This is a genomic window from Pectobacterium peruviense (assembly GCF_002847345.1).
Lineage (GTDB): Bacteria > Pseudomonadota > Gammaproteobacteria > Enterobacterales > Enterobacteriaceae > Pectobacterium > Pectobacterium peruviense.
The window spans coordinates 31,378-52,516 of sequence record NZ_LXFV01000003.1; the positions used below are offsets into that span (position 1 = coordinate 31,378).

Genomic DNA, 21,139 nt, shown 5'->3' on the forward strand with positions numbered 1-21,139 from the left:
TGTTATTCCGTTTCGATATTCGCCATGCTCTGCGGTTGGCGGGAAGCCAACGATTTTTGTTTCTTATAGCTCAACGCAGCAGCGGGCACTTCGCTGACCTTACCGGTTTCAATCCACTTGCGCAGGCGGTTAGCGTCCGCAAAATGTGTGTACTTACCGAATGCGTCCAATACCACCAGCGCAACAGGTTGCTGATTAATGACCGTACGCATCACCAGACAGTGTCCTGCCTGATTCGTAAAGCCCGTTTTGGTGAGCTGAATGCTCCAATCCGATTTATAGACCAGATGATTGGTGTTTCTGAACGGCAAGCTGTACGCCGGATGGGTGAATGTCGCCGTTTTCTCCTGCGTGGTACTAAGCTGGCTCAGCAGCGGATATTGCTTGCTGGCAATCAGGAGCTTAGTGAGGTCGCGGGCGGTCGAGACATTATCGATGGACAGCCCGGTGGGTTCCACATAGCGCGTGTGTGTCATACCTAACGCACGAGCTTTGGCATTCATCGCGTGGATAAACGCCTGATAGCCGCCCGGATAGTGGTGCGCCAGACTGGCAGCCGCGCGGTTTTCGGATGACATCAATGCCAATAGCAGCATGTCACGACGGCTGATCTCACTGTTCAGGCGAACACGTGAGTACACTCCTTTCATTTCTTTCGTCTGGCTGATATCCACAGAAATGATTTCATCCAGCGGCAGATTGGCATCCAGCACGACCAGTGCTGTCATCAATTTCGTCACCGAAGCAATCGGCACGACGACGTCAGGATTGCTGGAATAAAGAATATGGTTATCGCGCAGATCCACCACCATGGCGCTACCGGAAGCAATTTCCTGATGCGCAGTACCCGCGGAATACGTCGGCGCTTTCGCCACAGCCTGGGGCAACATCACAACATGGGTTGACAACATCAACAGGCCACAAAGAGAAAGCTTAAAATTTTTAGTCATTCTTCAATAACTTAAACAGAATTCTGTTAAATGAAAGGGATAGGCATCGGCATTATAATTTACCGCCCTTCCCCACGCACTCATGCAGCAGAAAAGCTTTGTGACAAATGTTGACAGACGGTTTTAGCAACCCACTGTTTTTGCTAGCATTACGTCAAATATGGTCTTATTTTGCGCATCTGGTTGAGTAAACGCAGGCTGACGCCGCTGAATATCCCCGCAGTAATCCCACTTGCAGCGCCGGATAACAGGCAGAACACAGGGTCATGTGCCAACGTGGGAAACCGAGCCAACTGGACGGAAAAGTAAAAGCGAGAACAAAAAGTCAGCAGCATCAGAACCAGCGGCCACCACGACCCAGTACGTTGAAAACAGCTCGGTTCCGGCAGATAGGTTCCTGATGTCGCCCCCCACGTCCACCCGATACCTAGCCCAATCATCAACATCAGTAGAAACCCACCCGCCGCCACAAGCGGGAGCATCAGTGTGTGAAAAATCGAGCTAATGCCCCACACCATGAAAATCGCTGGTACGACTAGCATCCGCGCCAGCGATTGTCGCCTCGGCTGGCTGGCTTTTACGCCAGCATAAATCAGGTAACCCAAAACGGCCCACACCCAATAAGGCGTATGACGCAAAATGATCAGCAGGTTGTCCACGTTAGTGCGATTCCTTTATCGGCGGTGCCTTATCAAAAATGGTAGCCACGTTCCTGTTCAATTACGGTGTAACTTTTGCCTGTTCCAGCGCCTGTTTCACCGCATTAATCACGCCCTGACTCGATAACGTTGCCCCCGTTACCGCATCCACCTTGCTAATATCCTGCTTCTCAATAAGCTCAGGCACGATTTGATCCGTTGCGCTCAGCATCATCGCTTCAGTATCGCCATGCTTCAACACCTCAGCGTTGGCGATCTTCCCTTCTTTAATGCTGACCGTGACTTCAACTTCTGCTGCCTTCCCCTGCGCTTTACCGATATAGGTGCCATCTTTATATTGCGCCACATTACTGCCATGAACGGACAGAGAAAAAGCCATCACTAACGTGGCTAGCACCGCCGGAATAGATTTCTTCATCATTTTCCCATGTGTAAATAAAACAACAAAAGCAACAATTCAATAACCAGAGAAGAACAATCAGTTAAAACCTAATAATTGGTAATAAGATTTCGTTTCAATATTATCCAATGATAATTGAAGCCGTAGCGCACACTCTATACACCGATCTCTGAGTGCTTTCAACTGGGTTTCATCATCAGTCATCACCGATATTTCCACGAAATAACCAAGAGATTCAATATAATCAAGCGTGATATGGAAGGCATTTAAAAAGTAGATACTGCGGATTTTATGAATTTCAAAAAGAGGCTTATACCCTAACGTCTGTAGCATGCTGTCGGTTTTTTCAAAGGCTTCGACGTTAACCGCTTCGCAGCGATCGGCACCCGGTCCTTTAACAATCCAGAGTTTTATCCCCGATGGCTCCATGCGGCGCACCAGCATTTTGATATTTTGCTGCTGCAGTCGCTTCTCAGCATCATCGTAATAAATATCATGTTCTTTATTTTCAAAGACGAAAGCCTCTGGGTGGAGACTAAAAAGCGTATTCCTGAAAACAGCTATATCGTCGATGCGGAATTTAAGTTCAACTTCATATTTCCCTGTGAAATGTTCAACCATGTTCTTTCCCCTCACTGGATTCCCTGAAATAAAATGATTCCCCGTAATATAGAACAGCGTTTTATTACGCTGTAATACGGAAATTCAAGATAATAATGGTTCAGTCATCCGCAAAAATAGATCATACAGGTAACATAATATGGCCCAATGGCCGTCCTCTCATCCTCCTTGATTAACACCCTACGTCCTGTCACATCCTAACACCGCGATAGCATGACCTTGATAGCATTGCCTCGATAGCATTGCCTCGATAGCATTGTCTCGATAATCATGCCGCGTTATTACCTTACAACGTCAGATATCCGTGCGCAATTTTCTGGCAACAATTAACCGCTAACAAATGCCATCCGCGATTTATCATCAAAAAAATGCGGTCAGAGCCGCACTGGACGCTGACCGCCGTTAATAGTAGCTGAGAAGGAAGAAACCGCTAGTTCTTCACGCAGCAACCGTCGGTAATAGCAGAATCAGTGCAGAATCAAAGCCGTGATGGTGCATAAACTCACGCAAAATCAGTAACCGTGCGGAGAAGGCGTTCTCTAGCGGAATCCCCTCCCAGGTCGCTGGGCTCCCCATCATGACGCGTTCCAGGCGTTTAAACGTTCGCTCCATATCATCCTGCGGCAACCACCATCCCGCTTCCTCTTCTTCTGCTCCCGAAATCTGTGCGATTGTCACCAATGCAGAGTCGAAAGCGAACAGAGTGGAATCCGCAGGGATGTCGTGGCGAATACGCGTCACCTCATCTTCTACCGCCATGATCGCCAGCTCCATCTCGTCCGGCGTCGGGGGAAGATGTTTGAAAAACGTCGCCGCTGTTTTGTCAAAACCAATGGTCAATTGCAGAGTTGCCGACGGCTGTGATGCCGTACCGCAGATGACCGTCGTCTGCTGTTCGCCAATATACAGCACCGTTACCGGCACATCGGGCGCTACGCGCTGTCTGGCAAGCGAGTACGCATGTTGCAGATCCACATCATTTTCCATCACGGCATCCCCTTATGAGTACTAATCCCCGTGCTTGCAGCAGCGTGCAATACCGGCAATGTCGGCTGGCGTCGTTCGGCAACAACCGCCAATCAGACATGCCCCTGCGGCCTGCCACTCGGGCAGATACGCTGTCAGCTGGCATGCCGCATCGTGAGCGCTGCTCCAGGTTTTGGTTACGGCATCATACTGCTCGCCGGAATTGGGATAAACCACCAACGGTAAATCCGTTAGCGAAGACAGGTGCGTCAGCGCGGGGGTTACCTTTTCCAACGCAATGCAGTTAATGCCCACAGCAACCACCTGCGAACAAGCGTTAACCCGTTCCAGCACCGTGCGCAATGGCGTACCGTCGCTGAGGTGTTCACTGTCACGCAGCGTGAAGGAGAACCAAGCCTGCGCTTGAGGGAATTCGGCCAGTAACGCAATCAGCGCCTCTATTTCCGCAAAAGACGGCAGCGTCTCGCAGGCCAGAAGATCCGCACCCGCCTCATGCAGTGCCGTAATACGCGGCCGATGAAATGCCATCATCTCAGCCTGCGGCAGATGGTAATCACCACGATACTCCGAACCATCTGCCAAATAGGCACCGTACGGCCCTACCGATCCCGCCACCAGCAGCGTCCCAGCCTGTGGGTTATCACGCCGATAATCATCCCGAGCCTGCGCCGCCAACTGTACGCTTTTGGCAATCAGCGCCAGCGACTCCGCTTCGCTATACCCGCGAGCCTCAAACCCCTGCGGCGTTGCCTGATAGCTGGCGGTAATCGCACACTGCGCCCCAGCCTTGAAATAGTCGAGGTGCACCTGATAAATCAGCGCCGGATTCTCAACCAGCACTTTCGCCGACCACAGGGGATCCGTTAAATCACAGCCGCGCGCTTCCAGTTCAGTCGCCAACGCACCGTCCAGCACAATCGTTGATGCCGTTGCCAGCATGTCGATCACCGTATTTTTACGCAATGTCTTCCACTCCCGTTAATCCACGTTTCTTCACTGATTGCGTGAAATAATAAGCACCGTAGCACAATGCAACAAACGGAATTCCACACCACAGTGCAATCCGCTGGCTTGGATCAAACACTAATCCGACGCAAGCGAGCAAACACAGCAGGAAGCCAAGAATCGGCGTTATCGGGAACCAAGGTGCGCGATATTGCAGCTCGGAAAGTGATTTTCCAGAGCGAATATGATGACGGCGGAACATATAATGCGAGGCGCAGATACTCAACCACACCGCCACCACAGCAAAGCCGGAAATCGCGGACAGCGCTACGTAGACGGTATCGGGCGCGACCACGCTGGAAAACAGCGCCAACAGCCCACCCAACATACTCACAGAGATGGCGAAGAGCGGAATACCACGACGCGTCAGACGAGAAAACCGGCGCGGCAACGTGCCTTCGTTAGACAGCGACCATAACATACGTCCCGAGGCATACAGCCCTGAGTTCGCGGCAGACAGAATCGCCGTCAAAATCACGAAATTAAAAATGTCGGCGGCGTAAGGAATACCAATTTTTTCAAACACCAGCACAAACGGGCTTTTGGCAATACCCGCCTCTTCCATCGGAATAATCGCTGCCAGCACCAGCACCGTACCCAGAAAGAAAATCACCAGTCGCGCAACGGTCGTGCGAATCGCCATTGGCACAACCTTCTGCGGATTCTCAGTTTCCCCTGCCGCGATGCCGATCAGTTCCGTGCCAGAAAAGGCGAAATTCACCGCCACCATCGTCATCAATATTGGCAGGCCGCCGTGTGGGAACCAGCCGGACGCGGTAATGTTCTGGAAGAACGGCGCGGGAGAACCGTCCTGCATCGGAATAAAACCAAACATCGCGCCCGCACCGAGCACAATAAAGGCAAGAATCGTAACCACTTTAACAATCGAGAACCAGAATTCCCCTTCGGCGAAGAAGCGGGACGAGACGACATTCAGCAGATAGATCAGCACACAAAACAACAGACACCAGGTCCAGACTGGCACCTGTGGGAACCAATACTGCATGCAAAAGCCAGCGGCAGTCAGGCTCGAACCCAGCGCGACCGTCCACGTCAGCCAATACAGCCACGCCACGGTATAGCCCGTTGCCGGGCTAAGATAACGGGATGCGTACACATGGAACGCCCCAGTTTCCGGCATCGCGACAGACAGCTCGCCCAGGCTAAGCATCACCAAGTACACCACTAACGCACCGATCAAATACGCCAATAGCGTACCGGCCGCGCCCGTCGTGGAAATAATGTAGCCCGTATTGAAAAACAGGCCGGTACCGATGACGCCGCCGAGCGAAAGCATCACCAAATGGCGAGCTTTCATCGTGCGCTTAAACTGCCCTTCCGAGCCAGATGCGTGTTGTTCCATGATGACCTTTCTTTATCAATAAACTCGTACTGCTTGATGTCGCAGGACAGTAATAGCCCCTAAGCGGGAGTAGACGTTTAGACTTCCAGATAGATGGAGTGTTATACCGTCAACCGATTCGTAAAGTAAAGCGCAGGCCGCTGGAGAGCGATGAGGTGGGTTAAAATTGAACAGAAGCAAAAGAATGCGGTGAGCACCTACAGCTCACCAATCACACGTGTGATATCCGTTGAGGTCTTCAACGTGCGGATCTCGCTGAATAACTCGGTGGCGTCGTCGTACTCTTTACGTAAATAGCCGAGCCACTGTTTGATACGCGCGACGTGGTACAGTCCCGTATCACCCTGCTTTTCCAGCCGCACATATTTTTGTAGCAGTAACATAACCTCAGGCCACGGCATACGCGGTTCGTTATATTTAATCACGCGGCTCAGGTTCGGTACATTCAGCGCACCACGCCCCAGCATGATCGCGTCACAGCCCGTTGTCGCCATACAATCCTGTGCGCTCTGCCAGTCCCAGATTTCACCGTTGGCAATCACCGGAATCCGCAGCCGCTGGCGAATTTCACCAATCGCCTGCCAGTTAATGCACTCGGCTTTATAACCGTCTTCTTTCGTGCGGCCATGCACGGCCAGCTCGCTTGCACCCGCCTGCTGCACCGCATCGGCAATTTCGAACTGACGAGCGCCGGAATCCCACCCGAGACGGATTTTCACCGTCACCGGCAAATGCGCGGGCACCGCCTCACGCATGGCTTTTGCGCCCTGATAAATCAGCTCGGGATCTTTTAACAACGTCGCGCCGCCCCCGCTGCCGTTTACTAGCTTCGACGGACAGCCGCAGTTCAGATCGACGCCATACGAACCCAGCTCCACCGCACGCGCTGCGTTCTCCGCCAGCCATTGCGGATATTGTCCCAGTAGCTGCACGCGCACCAGTGTGCCGGACGGCGTGCGGCTGGCATGCTGTAGCTCCGGGCAAAGGCGATAAAAAGATTTAACCGGCAGGCACTGATCCACCACGCGTAAAAACTCGGTGATACACAGATCATAATCGTTTACTTCGGTCAGTAGTTCTCGCACTAATGAGTCGAGAACCCCTTCCATCGGGGCAAGCAGAACACGCATAACGCTACTCAATAACTCTTCGATCGTTGATGACACTGGTTAATAACATAATCGTGAATACCACGGCCAAAAAACGGGCAATACCAGGGTAATGCCCGTCACTTAAGCCCGTTTTTAGGGGGTATTGTACGGATAATACGACGGGAAAGATAACGCCAGATACGCCCAGAGGTTGCCTCACGTGGGCATATCATCAATAATTCGTTACGAATTTGTGATGCTACCGTCCTTACGGACCACAACGAAGTGACTGTTTATTTATGTCGAATGTCAAAACCGCAGAATTTAAACGCCCGCAGCTTTCATTGCCAAATAGCGCAAACAAACTGCTGCTGCACTCCTGCTGTGCGCCCTGCTCTGGTGAAGTCATGGAAGCCATCACTGCTTCTGGCATCGACTACACCATTTTCTTCTATAACCCCAACATCCACCCGCAGCGCGAATATATGATCCGCAAAGAGGAAAACATCCGTTTCGCCGAACAGCATAACGTACCTTTCATCGATGCAGATTACGATTCGGATAACTGGTTCGAGCGAGCCAAAGGCATGGAGTGGGAACCCGAACGCGGCATTCGCTGCACCATGTGTTTTGACATGCGTTTCGAGCGTACAGCGCTGTATGCCGCAGAAAACGGTTTTAGCGTCATTTCCAGCTCGCTGGGGATTTCCCGCTGGAAAAACATGCAGCAGATTACCGAATGCGGCCAGAACGCGGCGCAGAAATATCCTGGCGTCACCTATTGGGATTACAACTGGCGTAAAGGCGGCGGTTCGGCTCGCATGATCGAAATCAGCAAGCGAGAACATTTCTATCAACAAGAATATTGCGGCTGCATATACTCCCTGCGCGATTCCAATAAACATCGCAAATCACAGGGGCGCGATATTATTCGCATCGGTAAACTGTATTACGGCGATGAAGCCGAATAACCGCATAACACCAGAGTCCGGCACAGCGTGCCGGACTTTCTGCTTCTTACTTCTTCACATCGACCTGATAGAAAATATGCTTACCGAACGGGTCAACTTCATACCCGGTCACTTCTTTGCGCACCGGTTCAAAGAGGGTGGAATGCGCAATCATGACGGCCGGAGCCTGATCGTGCATCATCTGCTGCGCCTGTTTGTATAGGGCAATTCGCTGTTCATGATCCTGTGAGGCACGCGCGTCGGTAATAATTTTATCAAACGGGGCGTAACACCATTTTGCTGAGTTGGAGCCACCGTTGGCCGCCGTACAGGTAAACAACGGCCCGAAGAAGTTATCAGGGTCGCCTGTCGCCGTTGTCCAGCCCATTAACGCCGCCTGATGTTCACCCCCCTTCACCCTCTTCAGGTATTCGCCCCACTCGAAGGTGACAATCTTGGCTTGCACACCGACCTTCGCCCAGTCGGCCTGAATCATCTCTGACATACGACGAGCGTTCGGGTTATACGGGCGTTGAACCGGCATCGCCCACAGTTCGATAGCCGTTCCCTCCGCCAAACCGGCTTCTTTCAGCAACGCCTTCGCCTTCTCGGGATCGTAGTCATAATCCTTCAGCTCGCTGTCAGCACTCCAGACGCCTGGCGGCAGAAGGTTTTTCGCCGCAGTGCCAGTGCCCTGGAAAACGGCTTCAATAATCGCCGATTTGTTAATCGCCATCGTCAGCGCCTGACGCACTTTCACATTATCCGTCGGTGCTTTTTGGGTGTTGAACGACAGGAAGCCGGTATTCAACCCGGCCTTTTGCATCAGTACGATATCTTTATTCTCTTTCATACGCGGCAGGTCGGCAGGATTAGGGAACGGCATCACCTGACACTCATTCTTCTCCAGCTTGGCATAACGTACGGAAGCATCTGGCGTGATGCTGAAGATCAACCGATCCAACTTGGCCTTGCCTTCCCAATAATCTGGAAACGCTTTAAACAGAATGCGCGAATCTTTCTGGTACTGCGCTAACTCAAAAGGTCCGGTACCAATCGGATCCATATCCACGCGTTCCGGCGTGCCAGCTTTGAGCATCGCATCGGCATATTCCGCAGAGAGGATAGAAGCGAAGTACCAGGCTAAATCAGCCAAAAACGGCGCTTCCGCATGGGAGAGCGTAAAACGCACCGTGTGGTCATCCACCTTCTCGATATTCTGGATCAGTGAGCCAAACGACAAGCTCTCAAAATTGGCATAAGTGCCTTTCGAGACACTGTGGTAAGGGTGCTGCGGGTCTTTTTGCCGCATGAAAGAGAAAATCACGTCATCGGCGGTAAAATCACGCGAGGGTTTAAAATATTTGTTGCTCTGAAACTTCACCCCTTTGCGCAAGTGGAAGGTATACACGCGCCCATCGGCACTAATGTCCCAGCGTTCCGCCAGACTCGACACTAGCTCCGTGGTGCCGACTTTGAAATCCACTAGACGATTATAAATTGGCACTGCACTGGCATCCACGCTGGTGCCGGAGGTATAAAGCTGCGGGTTAAAGTTTTCCGGCGATCCTTCAGAGCAATACACCAAAGTGTTCGCCGATGCGGCGGAGGCAACCGCCAGCGTCAACGCAGCCAATGTGAATCGTATTCCTGCTTTTTTCATCCCAGACCTCGCTTGTTATTGGTGTTTCACCACACCGCTATAAAAATCATGACGATAAAATGACAAATAAAACCCTCAAATGAAATAATTTCTACGTTAGGATAACAATCATGGCTATTACTGAATAAAAAGGATTCGTTATGACAGACAGTCTGGCTCATCAACTCAGCACGCGTTTTTACCGTTATCTCGCCGTCACCAGCCAAAGCGATGCGAGTTCCGTAACATTGCCCAGCACGCCGGAACAGCATGAGATGGCACGTCTGCTGGCGGACGAGCTGCGTACGCTCGGCCTACAGAATGTAGTCATCGATGAGCACGCCACGGTAACAGCCGTAAAGCCGGGCAACTGTCCATCCGCACCGCGCATTGGCTTTATTACCCATATCGATACGGTTGACGTCGGCCTGTCGCCGCATATTCACCCGCAAACACTGCGCTTTACTGGTGAAGACCTGTGCCTGAATGCCGAACAGGACATCTGGCTGCGTACCGCGGAACACCCGGAAATTCTGCCGTATGTCGGGCAGGACATCATTTTCAGCGATGGAACCAGCGTACTGGGTGCGGACAATAAAGCCGCCGTCACCGTGGTCATGACGCTCATGGAGAATTTGACCGATGCAACACCACACGGCGATATCGTGGTGGCCTTCGTGCCGGATGAGGAAATTGGGCTACGCGGTGCGAAAGCGCTCGATCTCAAACGCTTCGATGTTGATTTCGCCTACACCATCGACTGCTGCGAGCTGGGTGAAGTGGTGTATGAGAACTTCAATGCGGCCTCAGCCGAAATTCGCTTTACCGGCGTGCCTGCGCACCCGATGTCGGCGAAAGGCGTGCTGGTTAATCCTCTGCTCATGGCACATGACTTTATCAGCCAGTTCGATCGCCAGCAGACGCCGGAACACACGGCAGAACGCGAGGGCTATGTCTGGTTTAACGATCTGACGGCGAATGCCAATGAAGCAAAGCTCAAAGCCTCTATTCGCGATTTCGATTTAGCCACGTTTGAACAGCGCAAACAGCAGATTGCTGTGATCGCAGAGAAGATTGCCGCGCAGTATCCTACTGGCACCGTGACCTATACGCTCACCGATATCTACAGCAATATCAGCAACGCGATTACCGACGATCGTCGGGCAATAGACCTGCTGTTTGCTGCACTGGACACGCTGGGTATTGAACCTAAGGTGACGCCAATGCGTGGCGGCACGGATGGTGCAGCGCTATCCGCTAACGGGTTGCTAACGCCAAACTTCTTCACCGGCGCGCACAATTTCCACTCACGCTTTGAGTTTCTCCCTGTCCCGTCGTTTGTGAAATCGTATGAAGTGGCATTGAATTTATGCCTGCTAGCAGCGAAATAATCGCGTTGAGAAAAGAGAGTTTGATAACGATTAAATAAATTGATACCCGGGATGCATTATTTACGATCGGGCTTTAGCCGACTATCAAACTGGAACGGTATAGTCTCTGCCCGCTGAATGATCCCGTAGAAATCCGGGTGTTCAGGGTTTAACAGGTAGTTATACTCCACGGGCGAGAGGGTGCTGGGGACTCGCAACGCTATCGAACTTTTGGTAAAGATCCACGCATCACCGTATACCGCCAGATCCGGCGGCGCTTCTTCAGCAGCCCAGTTGTCTGGCAATTCGTCCATATCGGCACTCTGAATCTGATCTTCAGGCACATCGATACGCATTAGCGTGTAATAATCCAGGATTTGCGCTGCATGCAGGTGTACCAGCGTCTCCAGCATGGTAAGCGATGCGGTTTCTGAGACATAAACCATCGAGGTGCCAACACTGTTCCAACGGCCTCCAGCCTCTTTTGCTCCGTATCCCGTCCAGGCTGTAGAAAGATGCTTTGTCTTTGTAAGCCGATAGAGAATCAAGAGTACACACCGTGTTCCAGGCGCGTGAGCAATTTCATGACTTCGTAAGCCCCGGTTTCGGATACCATCAGTTCTGCTGGTACTTTTCCGCCAAGCGCCCTGTTTGGCTCATTCAACCATTTTTGAGCCTCGTCCTTATCACCTTCAAACAGTTCTACGGCGCGATCAATAACACGGATGATACGCACCAACCGTTCACTTTGATCGGCGCTAAATCGCGCTTTGACGCTGCGGCTAAATGTCGTTGACGGAATGCCGGACATTTTACGCAGGTCGTTTTGCGTTATCTTCGCCCAGTCAGCGATAAGGTTAGCAACCTTACCCTCAAGGCCTTGGTTAATCTGTCCCAAAAGCGCCACACCATCAGAATGGTTTAATCCTGCCACCTGCCATAAACGGGGCGGCCTGCTCTGAGTCGTGGATAAGCTAAATGTTTTCATAACAAACCTCCATTTGGAGTTTTTATTATACCCAAATGGTAATTGTCGCGCAAATAGTAGACATCTCCTGGCAGTGACCTACCGCGGTGATGCTCTATCGCCCACGCAGTCCAACTGCACACCTGCTATGGCAAAAATAGCGCGATAAAAAAGGGAGCCACTGGCTCCCTTTCGATTTTACTTGTCCGCTGGCTTGCTGCGGTTTTGTGGACGCGGTGCGCGGCGCTGACCTTCGCCACTGCTCTTGCCACCATTCCCTTTACCGCCAGTACCCCACGGGCTATCGCTATTACCACCTGCTTTACGCGGCTGGCGATTGCCATCGGCTGAACGACGTTCGCCTTGACCTTGACTACGATCGCTGCGCTCGGACTGACCGCGTGGCGCGCCAGACTGCGCACGAGGTGCCGAGTTACGCGCACCGCCACCACCGCCGCCACGGCTGCCCTGACGACCATTCACAATCGGCTCTGCCTTGATGGACGGATCCGGCTCGTAACCTTCAATAGCGATACGCGGAATCTCACGTTTCAGCAGACGTTCGATGTCACGCAACAGTTTGTGTTCATCCACACATACCAGCGACAGCGCTTCACCCGTTGCTTCCGCACGACCGGTACGGCCGATACGGTGAACGTAATCTTCCGGCACGTTCGGCAGCTCATAGTTCACCACGTGCGGCAACTGGTCGATATCCAGACCCCGCGCGGCGATATCCGTGGCGACCAGCACGCGAATGCTACCGTCTTTGAAGTTCGCCAGCGCACGCGTACGCGCACCCTGACTTTTATTACCGTGGATAGCGGCAGCGGTAATGCCGTCTTTTTCCAGCAGCTCAGCCAGATGGTTAGCACCGTGCTTGGTACGGGTAAAGACCAGCACCTGCTGCCAATTATTCTCACCAATCAGCTGCGACAGCAGTTCACGCTTGCGGCGCTTATCAACGAAATGTACGTTCTGTGTGACCAGTTCAGACGGCGTATTACGACGCACGACTTCAACCGAAGCTGGATTGGTCAGCAGCTTGTTCGCCAGCGCTTTAATCTCATCCGAGAAAGTGGCGGAGAACAGCAGGTTTTGACGCTTAGCAGGCAGCTTCGCCAGTACACGGCGAATATCGTGAATGAAGCCCATATCCAGCATACGGTCCGCTTCATCCAGCACCAGAATTTCGATCTGAGACAGGTCAACGGCACGCTGATGCTCCAGATCGAGCAGACGCCCTGGCGTCGCCACCAGAATGTCCACGCCGCCACGCAGTTTCATCATCTGTGGGTTAATGCTCACCCCACCGAATACGACCAGTGAACGCAAGCTCAGATACTTGCTATACGCCTTCACATTTTCATCAATCTGCGCGGCCAGTTCACGGGTTGGCGTCAGGATCAGCGCGCGTACCGGACGGCGACCTTTCCCTTTATGCTGCGCTTCACGGCTGGTCAACAGTTGCAATAGTGGCAACGTAAAACCTGCGGTTTTACCCGTACCCGTTTGGGCGCTGGCCATTAAATCGCGCCCTTCCAGCACGACAGGAATCGCCTGGCGTTGAACAGGAGTAGGATCGCGATAACCCTGCTCGTCAATCGCGCGCAGAATATCGGCACTCAGGCCGAGAGAATCAAATGACATAAAAAGAACAACTCCAGATCCGCTCTGACCGGACAGCAGCCGGTGTAGTTTTCAGAGGGTCAGTAAGACGGGTTTGGCGGGCCACTATTAACGTAACAACTCACGTAACAACAACATACGCAACAACCACGGTGAACGAGCACAACTACGGTGCATGACTGTAGACGATTGTAGCAGAGATTCTATCCCCGTCATACTGCAAGCTGCATGTGCGTTGGCTTCTCTTAAATACTCGCCCTAAAAGGCCGCTGCCTGCAACTCGAATTATTTAGGGCATAACGGCTGAAGGATTTTTATCTGTGTCAGCCTGTTTTTCTGGCGGGACGCAATAACGGGCAGTTATTGCAATATTCCTGCGGCTGCGATGCCTTGTAATAAAAACAGCAGGTGCGACGAAAGCGCACCTCACGAAAGTTCACCGCACGCCCCGCAGCAGGAACTCGCGTTTTCGCACGAAAGAACGGCCTTAGCGGATTATCATCACAGCCAAAGCGTTCGCCGGGCGCAGCCAGCAAAGCGTCGAAATCTTGCTGTACCTGCTGTGCCAGCGTCATTCCCTGCGAACACACTGCCGCCGGATCGTCCCACTCAATGCGCTGCTCGTATAACGAAAATACCCGCACGGTGACGTTCTCCCACAGAATACGCAGCGGCACACCCGACACCGACGACAGTGTCTGTAGAATCGGCGACAGGTGTTGAGCAAACAGCATGTCGAACAGACTATCGCGCCACGCCTCTCGCAGTCCTGTTTCTGGTTGAGACACTGTCAGATCGTAAAGCGGCATCGTCGATGTCCACAGACGGCTGTGTCCGAATTCCAGCACGCTGTTATCCAGCGCCATGTTCAGCCCTTTGTTATACACCGACATGGCGTACAGGCTGGCGGCCGTGGTTAAGAACCCTATCCGCTTCGCCAGCAGAGAAGCGGTAATCTTGATCGACGGCGACAGCAACGGTGGTGTCAGGGTTTCCAGCAGCCAACGGCAATAGTCTGGATCCAACACTCTCCGACTCGGACAGCCGTCATGGCCTGCCCGCTGTGAGGCATCCGTTAATTGCAATGTGCCGGAAAGCATTGCCCACTGCGCTGGCGTCAGACGATTAGCCGACATTGTCCACCGTTTCCGCTGCTTCACGCCCAAACGGAATGCACAGCGGCGTGCCAAAGAATGGATCGTCAATGATGCGGCAATTCAGGTTGAACACCGTTTTTACCGTGGCCTCAGTAAGGATATCGCGCGGATTGCCCTGCGCAAACACCATCCGGTCATGCACCGCCACCATGTGATGCGCGTAGCGACATGCCAAATTCAAATCGTGCAACACCATGACAATGGTTTTCTGCTGCTGGAGATTCAACTCTCGTAGCAAATCCAACACCTCCATCTGATGCGCCAGATCGAGGTAGGTCGTCGGTTCATCCAGCAGGACGATGTCGGTATCCTGCGCCAACGTCATGGCGATCCATACGCGCTGACGCTGGCCGCCGGACAGAGAATCAACCGCGCGATCCTTTAATGCCAGCACGCCAGTGCTGCGCAGCGCCTCAAGGACTTTTTCCTCGTCCGTTGCCGACCACTGCTTCAGCCACGACTGGTGCGGATAACGCCCCATCTTCACCAGTTGATAGACCGTCAGACCTTCCGGCGCAGTCGGCGTTTGCGGCAAAATTGCCAGAGATTTCGCCACCTCGACGGTAGATTGCCGATGGATATCCGCCCCGTTGACAATAATCGTTCCGCTCGTTGGTTTCAGCAGACGGGCGAATGACTTTAATAACGTGCTCTTACCGCAGCCGTTACTGCCCACCAGCACCGAAATTTTCTGGGCTGGCAGCGAGATATCCAGCGCGTCAATGACGATCTGTTTATCGTAACTTAGCGTCAGCGACTGACTGACAATCGCATCACGGGAACCGCTATTTGTTGGAGGCACATTCTTTGACAGCATAACCTTGCGATCTCAATAGCGTTGCCGAAGCAATAAATAGATAAAAAAGGGCGTTCCGAGCACAGAGATAAAAATGCCAGCAGGTAAATCCAGCGGCAGGAACGCCGTACGACCCATTAAATCGGCCACCATCACCAATAAGCCGCCCGTCAGCGCCGACACCAGCGCCAGTCCGGGAAATGAACGGCTCGCCAGCTTTTTCGCAATATGTGGTGCCAGCAAGCCGACAAACGCCATCGCACCGGCGTAGGCAATTGCCGCCCCAGCCAGCGCGACGCTCAGCGTCAACAGCGCGAGCCGGATGCGTCCGACAGACTGTCCGACACCACAGGCCAGCGCGTCATCCAGTTCATGCACGTTGACATGCCGCGCCAGCCCCACCAGAAACGGTGCACCAAGTAGCAGCCAGCCCGCCAGCGCTGACACATGCTGCCACTGTGCGCCGTAGATGCTGCCCGTCAGCCACACATAGGCCGTCAATGTCGTGCCGATCGGGCTAAACACCAGCATCATCGTAACCGCCGCGCCCATGATGGCAGACAGTCCAACACCGACCAGCACCAAGCGCAGCGGTGATGCACCTTGTTTCCAGGCCAGTAGATAAATAGCGATCGCCGTAATCCACGCCCCGCTCATTGCCGCCAGTGGGAGCCAACGCTGGCTTATCGTTGTCGCCAGAAACGAGAGAAAGAATACCGCCGCCGCCGATGAGCCGCTGGTAATCCCCAGAATATCCGGCGAGGCCAGCGGATTGCGCACGATGCTTTGCAGAATCAAACCAGATATCGCCAGCGCGCCGCCGACTAATAGTGCCAGCAGTGCACGCGGCAAACGCAGATCGTTGACGATAAAGTGTATGCCGCTGTCTGCCTTTCCCAACAGCGCCGACAGCACCTGCGTGGGCGACAGCACAACCTGTCCCAGTGACAGCGAGAGAAACACGACAGCTAATAGCGCCAGCAGGAGCGAGAGCGCCACCGCTGAGGTACGTAAATCAATCTGGCGCGAAACGCTCCCTACGCGCACGGTACACACATTACCCATGTCGCAGTCCCCTTCTCGCCAGATAAATGAAGAATGGCGCTCCTAATAGCGCGGTCATTGCCCCGACCGGCACTTCCTGCGGCACAATCAGCAAACGGGCGGCAACATCGGCCAGCAGCAGCAGCGTGGCACCGAAAATTGCACAGCCGGGCAACAGCCAGCGGTGATCGGCTGACAGCACGCGCCGCACAATATGCGGCACAATCAGCCCGATAAAACCGATATTTCCGGCTATCGCCACTGCACCACCCGCTAACCCGATCACGCACAGCCCAGACAACGCGCGCACCAGTGCGGTTCGCTGCCCCAGTCCTTTGGCGATCTCGTCGCCCGCCACCAGAATATTCAGATGACGCGACAGCAGTAGCGTGAGGCATAGCGCGATAACAAAGTACGGCAGCAGCGGTAACAGCATCGACAGGTTGCGCCCGGATACCGAACCGGCCAGCCAGAACAGCATGCTGTCCAGCCCATCCTGATTGATCACTAGGAGCGCCTGCGTAAACGAAATAAACAGCGCGCTGATCGCGGCACCGGCCAGCACGATGCGTAAGTGACTGGAACGCGCATTGCCCAACGTTCCCAACACATACACCATGACGCCAGCCACAGCGGCCCCCAGATAGGCCGTCCATGCCAACGCAACCTGCGAGGAAAAGGTCAACAGCGAAGACAGCAGTACGACGGCAAACATGGCTCCGGCATTAATGCCAAATATCCCCGGCGAGGCTAGCGGGTTACGCGTCAATGCCTGCATTAGCGCCCCAGCAACGGCGAGGCTGGCACCGACAACGATGGCAATCACCGTCCGCGATAGGCGTGTCGTCAGCACCAGAATGTGATCGATCTGCTGCGGATCGTAATAGAATAGCGCCCTGAACACGGCACCAAATGAAATCGTGGTTTGTCCCAGCATCAGGCTAGCGACGATACTCAACAGCAGCAGTGTGATACCCGCTGCCATCACGATGCACTGTCTCATCGCGTCTGACTCTCCTCTGCAATATCGTTTTTTTTGCTAGCGGGTTCCGTTTTACCAGCAAACTGTCGCTCGATATCGTCCAACATATTATTCGCGCCCAAAATACCGCCAGACAGGCTCCAGGCCACGTTATCGACTGGATACACCTGCTGTTGCCGAGGTGCACGTAGCCGCTGCCAAAGCGGGTGAGCCTGCCAATCTCGATAATTCTGCGCCACCGCAGGTTTGTCTGAACGCAGCAGCACAAAGAATAGATCGGCATCCACCACGGGAATACTCTCTTTGCTGGTAAGCTTTTGCATTACACCTGACGTGTAGCTTTCCGGCCGCGACCAGACAAAGCCGATTTCCGACAGCACCGATCCGGCAAAGCTGGCGGGCAGATAAGTACGCATGTGATCTTCACGGAATTCGAGAATGGAAACACTGAGCGGCCAGCGATCGCCAAATCGCGCCTTTAGCCTGTCACGCAGCGAATTCACGCGTCGATCCCAGTGGGATAAAATCTCGTGTGCCTTATCTTCCCTGTTCAGCGCTACGCCCATCATCTGTACCGTTTCCTTGAATTCAGACACCCTGTCCAGTGCGATGGTTGGCGCGATCTGCGACAGCAGACCGTAGATTTTCTCATGTCGAAAAGTAGAGGCTACGATGAGATCGGGCTTGAGTAACGCGATGGTCTCCAGACTGGGCTGCGTTTCCAGCCCGACTAGCGTCACGCCCTGCAACGCGGGGCGTAAATAGCGGTAAATCGGCTTCTCCGTCCATGATTCCACCACGCCAATCGGCTTGATTCCCAGCGCGACAGCGGAGTCGGTCGCGCCCTGAAATAGCGTCACTATACGCAGCGGCGTCCCCGTCACGGTGGTCACACCCAACGCATGCCGAACCTGACGCGGCGATTCAGCCGCCTGCGCTAGCGTCACCAGCAGAAAAGACAACAACACGGCCAGCGAAAAACGCGACCGTGTTGCTGATTTTGAGGCATAGCTAAATAGGGTAATCTTAGAAATCAATCGAATAACCCAGCGTCATCGTGCGACCACGCCCGGAGAAATAGCGCGTGTCATTGGCCTGTGCCGCCTGCGAATAGTAGGTGATGTACTGCTTGTCCAACAGGTTCGCCACTGCCACATTGAGGCGACCATACGGTAGCTTGTACCCCACGGCAGCATCCACCAGCAGGTAACCGTCAAACGCCAATCCCGCATCGTCAAAGCTGCGGCTGAAAGCATAATTCGCCTGCACAAACGAACTCCATTGATCGTTCCAGTTCGCAGACCAGCTGGCGATGACCCGATCCGGCGCAACATTATTCAAACCGTTAAGCTTCTTATCCAGCTTACCGTCGCTATTGCTGTCATATTTTCCTTCCATATGGGCGTAAGACGCGTTGACTTTATGCTGCTCATTGATCTGATAGCCCGCAGTGACCTCTACGCCTTGAATACGCGTTCGCTGACGTTGGGAAGTAAAGACATCCCCACTCTGCACCACTCGCTCACCCAATTTGGCGTTGGATTGATAGTAGCTGGCTTCGAGATCGAAACGATCTTTCTTGAACCGGAATCCCGTCTCTACGTTATCCGTGACTATCGGCTTAAAGCCGTCAAAATTTTTCAGGCTAATACCCGTACTGTTGATGGAACGTAGCGCACGCCCCACATCCGGCATCCCAAATCCTTCCGAGTAGTTGGCAAACAGACTGAGGGAATCTGTTGCCGCATAGACGATACCGGCGTTATACAGCGTCTCATTAAATTTCGGACTGCCACCTTGTACCGTCACGCCATTGTTAGACGCCAGCGTTTGATAATCGTTGACCTGAAGCTTAGCGATTTCATGGCGTACGCCCGCGTGCAGCGTGACGTTATCCAGCAGTTGATATTCGCCTTGAATAAACGGTGAATAGTTTGTGTATTCCATCTCCGGCACATAGGTACGCTTGGTCAGGTAGAGATCCTGCTTCCCCTTATCGTACAGCGTATCGAAACCGACCGTGACTTTCAGCGTGTCATCCAGCAGGTCATCTTTCGTCAGCGCCAGCTTGGTACCGTACTTATTGGAAATCGCGCGCGACTGATCGTAAAGTGTATTAATAGGAGCAATGGACGTATCCTGAAAAGTATCCGACAGGGTTGCACCAAACAGCGCCTCATAGCGTTGATTAAACACCAGCGCAGACAGTTTCATCCCCGCCAGATCGTGGTGTTCATAAGTCAGCCCCGTGGTCCATACACTGTTATGCGGCGCTTCACCCGGCGGCGTGCCGCGTACCGACGTTGTCGGAATACCGAGCCTGCGCACGCCGTCTACGCTAAGGTAGTTATTTTCACCCCTGATGTTATAGCGGTTCACGCTCAATTGAACACGCTGATAGTCATCCAGCCAGTACCCGACTTTCGCTAACAGGTCGTAAGAGCGGGAGTCCATGGTATCGCCCTGGGTATTATCCACACCGACGGGACGATTGTTGCCGTCCAGATACAGTCCCTGATTCTCATAACCAATGGAGAACAGGTAGTCGAGATAGTCTTCACGCCCATCGACCCGATAGGTGGTTTTATAGCTGGCGGTTTCACCGCGAACCTTCTCAGTCGGGAGCGTGGTCTGTACGTTGACATGTTGATTAAACGAACCGTTTTCCGGGCGGCGGGTGATGATGTTAATCACCCCTCCCGTCGCGCCCATTCCGTTGGTGGCGTTGGCACCGTGAATGACTTCGATGCGTTCAACCATCGAGTAGTCTATGGTGTGCATCTCGCGGTAAGTCGGACGCAGCGGGTTGGATTGTGGGATACCGTCGATCAGAACCAACGGTGCACGACCGCGGAAGGTTTCACCGCTGCCGCTCATTTTCTGACGGCTGGGGGAGAACGAAGGAAGCAGATTGCTCAGAATTTGCGATGAGTCGGAGGTGACCTGCATCTGCTGCTCGATTTGCTCTTTGGTAATCACCGTGACCACCTGCGGCGCTTTCTGCTGCTGGATATTCGAGCGAGAGGCGGTAATCACCATCTCATCACCGCTCGAATCACCCTTTTTGGTCGTGTCATCCTGTGCATACGCCGGAGCAATCAGCACGCATGGCATCAATGCAAGTAAAGTGCGCATCTGGTTCACTGTCCTTCCCCTTTGGTTATATATCCAACCGTGAATAAAAATCATCGCCTGTGGCAGACCACTCGCCGCAGCACAGACAAAAAAATGCCAAAATGCTTCGTCTTACGCGAAACACTTTGGCGGATCACTATCGGCTCTGGCATTGAACACAGGGTTTACACCCTATGGCACAACGTCAATGCTGGCAGGCCACTATGTCAGTACCAATGAAAATGCAATTGCTAATGGCAATTATTATCATTCAATGAAATTAATTACAATAGCTACAGCTTATTTTCACTTTTTTAACAAAAAGAAGATGTTATGTCGGATATAGCCAGCGATGCGGGTGAATCATGGTTAGAGACATGTATTTTTGTGAACTCGATCACTACAAATCACC

Annotated in this window: 20 protein-coding genes; 2 read left to right on the forward strand and 18 right to left on the reverse strand. The window is 53.1% G+C overall.

What is annotated here, in order from left to right; all coding sequences use genetic code 11:
• Positions 1-2 precede the first annotated feature (2 nt).
• The 8 genes from pbpG to dusC form a co-directional block, all read right to left on the reverse strand.
• Complete coding sequence (gene pbpG, locus A0G03_RS03475) at positions 3-950, reverse strand: D-alanyl-D-alanine endopeptidase (RefSeq protein WP_048260834.1); 948 nt, start codon at positions 948-950, stop codon at positions 3-5.
• Between the two features lie 149 nt (positions 951-1,099).
• Positions 1,100-1,609, reverse strand: a complete 510-nt coding sequence (locus A0G03_RS03480) for a DUF6622 family protein (RefSeq protein ID WP_048260836.1) — start codon at positions 1,607-1,609, stop codon at positions 1,100-1,102.
• 61 nt (positions 1,610-1,670) lie between these two features.
• Positions 1,671-2,027 carry an FMN-binding protein gene (locus tag A0G03_RS03485; RefSeq protein ID WP_048260838.1) on the reverse strand — a complete coding sequence of 119 codons (357 nt, stop codon included), beginning with the start codon at positions 2,025-2,027 and terminating at the stop codon, positions 1,671-1,673.
• A gap of 60 nt (positions 2,028-2,087) precedes the next feature.
• Positions 2,088-2,630, reverse strand: a complete 543-nt coding sequence (gene cyaB, locus A0G03_RS03490; RefSeq protein ID WP_048260840.1) for a class IV adenylate cyclase — start codon at positions 2,628-2,630, stop codon at positions 2,088-2,090.
• 438 nt (positions 2,631-3,068) lie between these two features.
• Positions 3,069-3,617 (reverse strand): hypothetical protein, encoded by a 549-nt coding sequence (locus A0G03_RS03495; protein WP_048260842.1) that lies wholly within the window; start codon positions 3,615-3,617, stop codon positions 3,069-3,071.
• Positions 3,618-3,638: 21 nt separating this feature from the next.
• Positions 3,639-4,580 carry a homocysteine S-methyltransferase gene (gene mmuM, locus A0G03_RS03500; protein ID WP_080965246.1) on the reverse strand — a complete coding sequence of 314 codons (942 nt, stop codon included), beginning with the start codon at positions 4,578-4,580 and terminating at the stop codon, positions 3,639-3,641.
• Positions 4,573-5,985 carry an S-methylmethionine permease gene (mmuP, locus tag A0G03_RS03505; RefSeq protein ID WP_048260844.1) on the reverse strand — a complete coding sequence of 471 codons (1,413 nt, stop codon included), beginning with the start codon at positions 5,983-5,985 and terminating at the stop codon, positions 4,573-4,575. Before mmuP ends, mmuM begins: the two co-directional genes overlap by 8 nt.
• A gap of 197 nt (positions 5,986-6,182) precedes the next feature.
• Positions 6,183-7,115, reverse strand: coding sequence for a tRNA dihydrouridine(16) synthase DusC (gene dusC / locus A0G03_RS03510; RefSeq protein ID WP_048260847.1), 933 nt, complete (start codon positions 7,113-7,115; stop codon positions 6,183-6,185).
• A 260-nt stretch (positions 7,116-7,375) separates the two neighbouring features.
• Between dusC and A0G03_RS03515 the strand changes: the two genes are divergently transcribed.
• Positions 7,376-8,047, forward strand: coding sequence for an epoxyqueuosine reductase QueH (locus A0G03_RS03515; RefSeq protein ID WP_048260849.1), 672 nt, complete (start codon positions 7,376-7,378; stop codon positions 8,045-8,047).
• 46 nt (positions 8,048-8,093) lie between these two features.
• Here the strand turns inward: A0G03_RS03515 and A0G03_RS03520 are convergent, their stop codons facing one another.
• A complete protein-coding gene (locus tag A0G03_RS03520; protein ID WP_048260852.1) occupies positions 8,094-9,689 on the reverse strand; it encodes an ABC transporter substrate-binding protein in 1,596 nt (531 codons plus the stop codon).
• Positions 9,690-9,829: 140 nt separating this feature from the next.
• On the opposite strand from A0G03_RS03520, the gene pepT reads away from it, so the two are divergent.
• The gene (gene pepT, locus A0G03_RS03525) at positions 9,830-11,059 is read left to right on the forward strand and encodes a peptidase T (RefSeq protein ID WP_048260854.1); all 1,230 of its coding nucleotides are present in this window, start codon (positions 9,830-9,832) and stop codon (positions 11,057-11,059) included.
• Between the two features lie 56 nt (positions 11,060-11,115).
• Here pepT and A0G03_RS03530 read toward each other — a convergent pair whose 3' ends face one another.
• The 9 genes from A0G03_RS03530 to A0G03_RS03570 form a co-directional block, all read right to left on the reverse strand.
• Entirely contained in the window at positions 11,116-11,586 is a 471-nt protein-coding gene (locus A0G03_RS03530) for an RES family NAD+ phosphorylase (RefSeq protein WP_048260855.1), read from the reverse strand.
• A complete protein-coding gene (gene parS, locus A0G03_RS03535; protein ID WP_048260857.1) occupies positions 11,583-12,026 on the reverse strand; it encodes a type II RES/Xre toxin-antitoxin system antitoxin in 444 nt (147 codons plus the stop codon). Before parS ends, A0G03_RS03530 begins: the two co-directional genes overlap by 4 nt.
• A gap of 177 nt (positions 12,027-12,203) precedes the next feature.
• On the reverse strand, positions 12,204-13,655 hold the full coding sequence (rhlE, locus tag A0G03_RS03540; protein ID WP_048260859.1) for an ATP-dependent RNA helicase RhlE: 1,452 nt from the start codon (positions 13,653-13,655) through the stop codon (positions 12,204-12,206).
• Between the two features lie 302 nt (positions 13,656-13,957).
• Positions 13,958-14,770, reverse strand: coding sequence for an IucA/IucC family C-terminal-domain containing protein (locus A0G03_RS03545; RefSeq protein ID WP_048260862.1), 813 nt, complete (start codon positions 14,768-14,770; stop codon positions 13,958-13,960).
• Positions 14,760-15,608 (reverse strand): ABC transporter ATP-binding protein, encoded by an 849-nt coding sequence (locus A0G03_RS03550; RefSeq protein WP_048260863.1) that lies wholly within the window; start codon positions 15,606-15,608, stop codon positions 14,760-14,762. The genes A0G03_RS03545 and A0G03_RS03550 overlap by 11 nt, the downstream gene beginning before the upstream one ends.
• Positions 15,609-15,620: 12 nt before the next feature.
• Positions 15,621-16,652: a FecCD family ABC transporter permease gene (locus A0G03_RS03555; RefSeq protein ID WP_048260865.1), complete on the reverse strand. Its 1,032-nt coding sequence runs from the start codon at positions 16,650-16,652 to the stop codon at positions 15,621-15,623.
• Entirely contained in the window at positions 16,645-17,634 is a 990-nt protein-coding gene (locus A0G03_RS03560; protein ID WP_048260867.1) for a FecCD family ABC transporter permease, read from the reverse strand. Before A0G03_RS03560 ends, A0G03_RS03555 begins: the two co-directional genes overlap by 8 nt.
• Positions 17,631-18,650: an ABC transporter substrate-binding protein gene (locus A0G03_RS03565; protein ID WP_048260868.1), complete on the reverse strand. Its 1,020-nt coding sequence runs from the start codon at positions 18,648-18,650 to the stop codon at positions 17,631-17,633. Before A0G03_RS03565 ends, A0G03_RS03560 begins: the two co-directional genes overlap by 4 nt.
• Positions 18,640-20,748 carry a TonB-dependent receptor gene (locus A0G03_RS03570; protein ID WP_048261147.1) on the reverse strand — a complete coding sequence of 703 codons (2,109 nt, stop codon included), beginning with the start codon at positions 20,746-20,748 and terminating at the stop codon, positions 18,640-18,642. Before A0G03_RS03570 ends, A0G03_RS03565 begins: the two co-directional genes overlap by 11 nt.
• Positions 20,749-21,139 lie beyond the last annotated feature (391 nt).

Excerpts from the sequence above, each read along its gene's own strand:
- A0G03_RS03560 (WP_048260867.1), bottom strand. The coding sequence starts at position 17,634 with ATGAGACAGTGCATCGTGATGGCAGCGGGTATCACACTGCTGCTGTTG.
- pbpG (WP_048260834.1), bottom strand. The coding sequence starts at position 950 with ATGACTAAAAATTTTAAGCTTTCTCTTTGTGGCCTGTTGATGTTGTCA.
- mmuP (WP_048260844.1), bottom strand. The coding sequence starts at position 5,985 with ATGGAACAACACGCATCTGGCTCGGAAGGGCAGTTTAAGCGCACGATG.
- A0G03_RS03485 (WP_048260838.1), bottom strand. The coding sequence starts at position 2,027 with ATGAAGAAATCTATTCCGGCGGTGCTAGCCACGTTAGTGATGGCTTTT.
- rhlE (WP_048260859.1), bottom strand. The coding sequence starts at position 13,655 with ATGTCATTTGATTCTCTCGGCCTGAGTGCCGATATTCTGCGCGCGATT.
- cyaB (WP_048260840.1), bottom strand. The coding sequence starts at position 2,630 with ATGGTTGAACATTTCACAGGGAAATATGAAGTTGAACTTAAATTCCGC.
- A0G03_RS03545 (WP_048260862.1), bottom strand. The coding sequence starts at position 14,770 with ATGTCGGCTAATCGTCTGACGCCAGCGCAGTGGGCAATGCTTTCCGGC.
- A0G03_RS03495 (WP_048260842.1), bottom strand. The coding sequence starts at position 3,617 with ATGGAAAATGATGTGGATCTGCAACATGCGTACTCGCTTGCCAGACAG.
- A0G03_RS03570 (WP_048261147.1), bottom strand. The coding sequence starts at position 20,748 with ATGCGCACTTTACTTGCATTGATGCCATGCGTGCTGATTGCTCCGGCG.
- A0G03_RS03520 (WP_048260852.1), bottom strand. The coding sequence starts at position 9,689 with ATGAAAAAAGCAGGAATACGATTCACATTGGCTGCGTTGACGCTGGCG.
- A0G03_RS03550 (WP_048260863.1), bottom strand. The coding sequence starts at position 15,608 with ATGCTGTCAAAGAATGTGCCTCCAACAAATAGCGGTTCCCGTGATGCG.
- pepT (WP_048260854.1), top strand. The coding sequence starts at position 9,830 with ATGACAGACAGTCTGGCTCATCAACTCAGCACGCGTTTTTACCGTTAT.
- A0G03_RS03515 (WP_048260849.1), top strand. The coding sequence starts at position 7,376 with ATGTCGAATGTCAAAACCGCAGAATTTAAACGCCCGCAGCTTTCATTG.
- parS (WP_048260857.1), bottom strand. The coding sequence starts at position 12,026 with ATGAAAACATTTAGCTTATCCACGACTCAGAGCAGGCCGCCCCGTTTA.
- A0G03_RS03555 (WP_048260865.1), bottom strand. The coding sequence starts at position 16,652 with ATGGGTAATGTGTGTACCGTGCGCGTAGGGAGCGTTTCGCGCCAGATT.
- dusC (WP_048260847.1), bottom strand. The coding sequence starts at position 7,115 with ATGCGTGTTCTGCTTGCCCCGATGGAAGGGGTTCTCGACTCATTAGTG.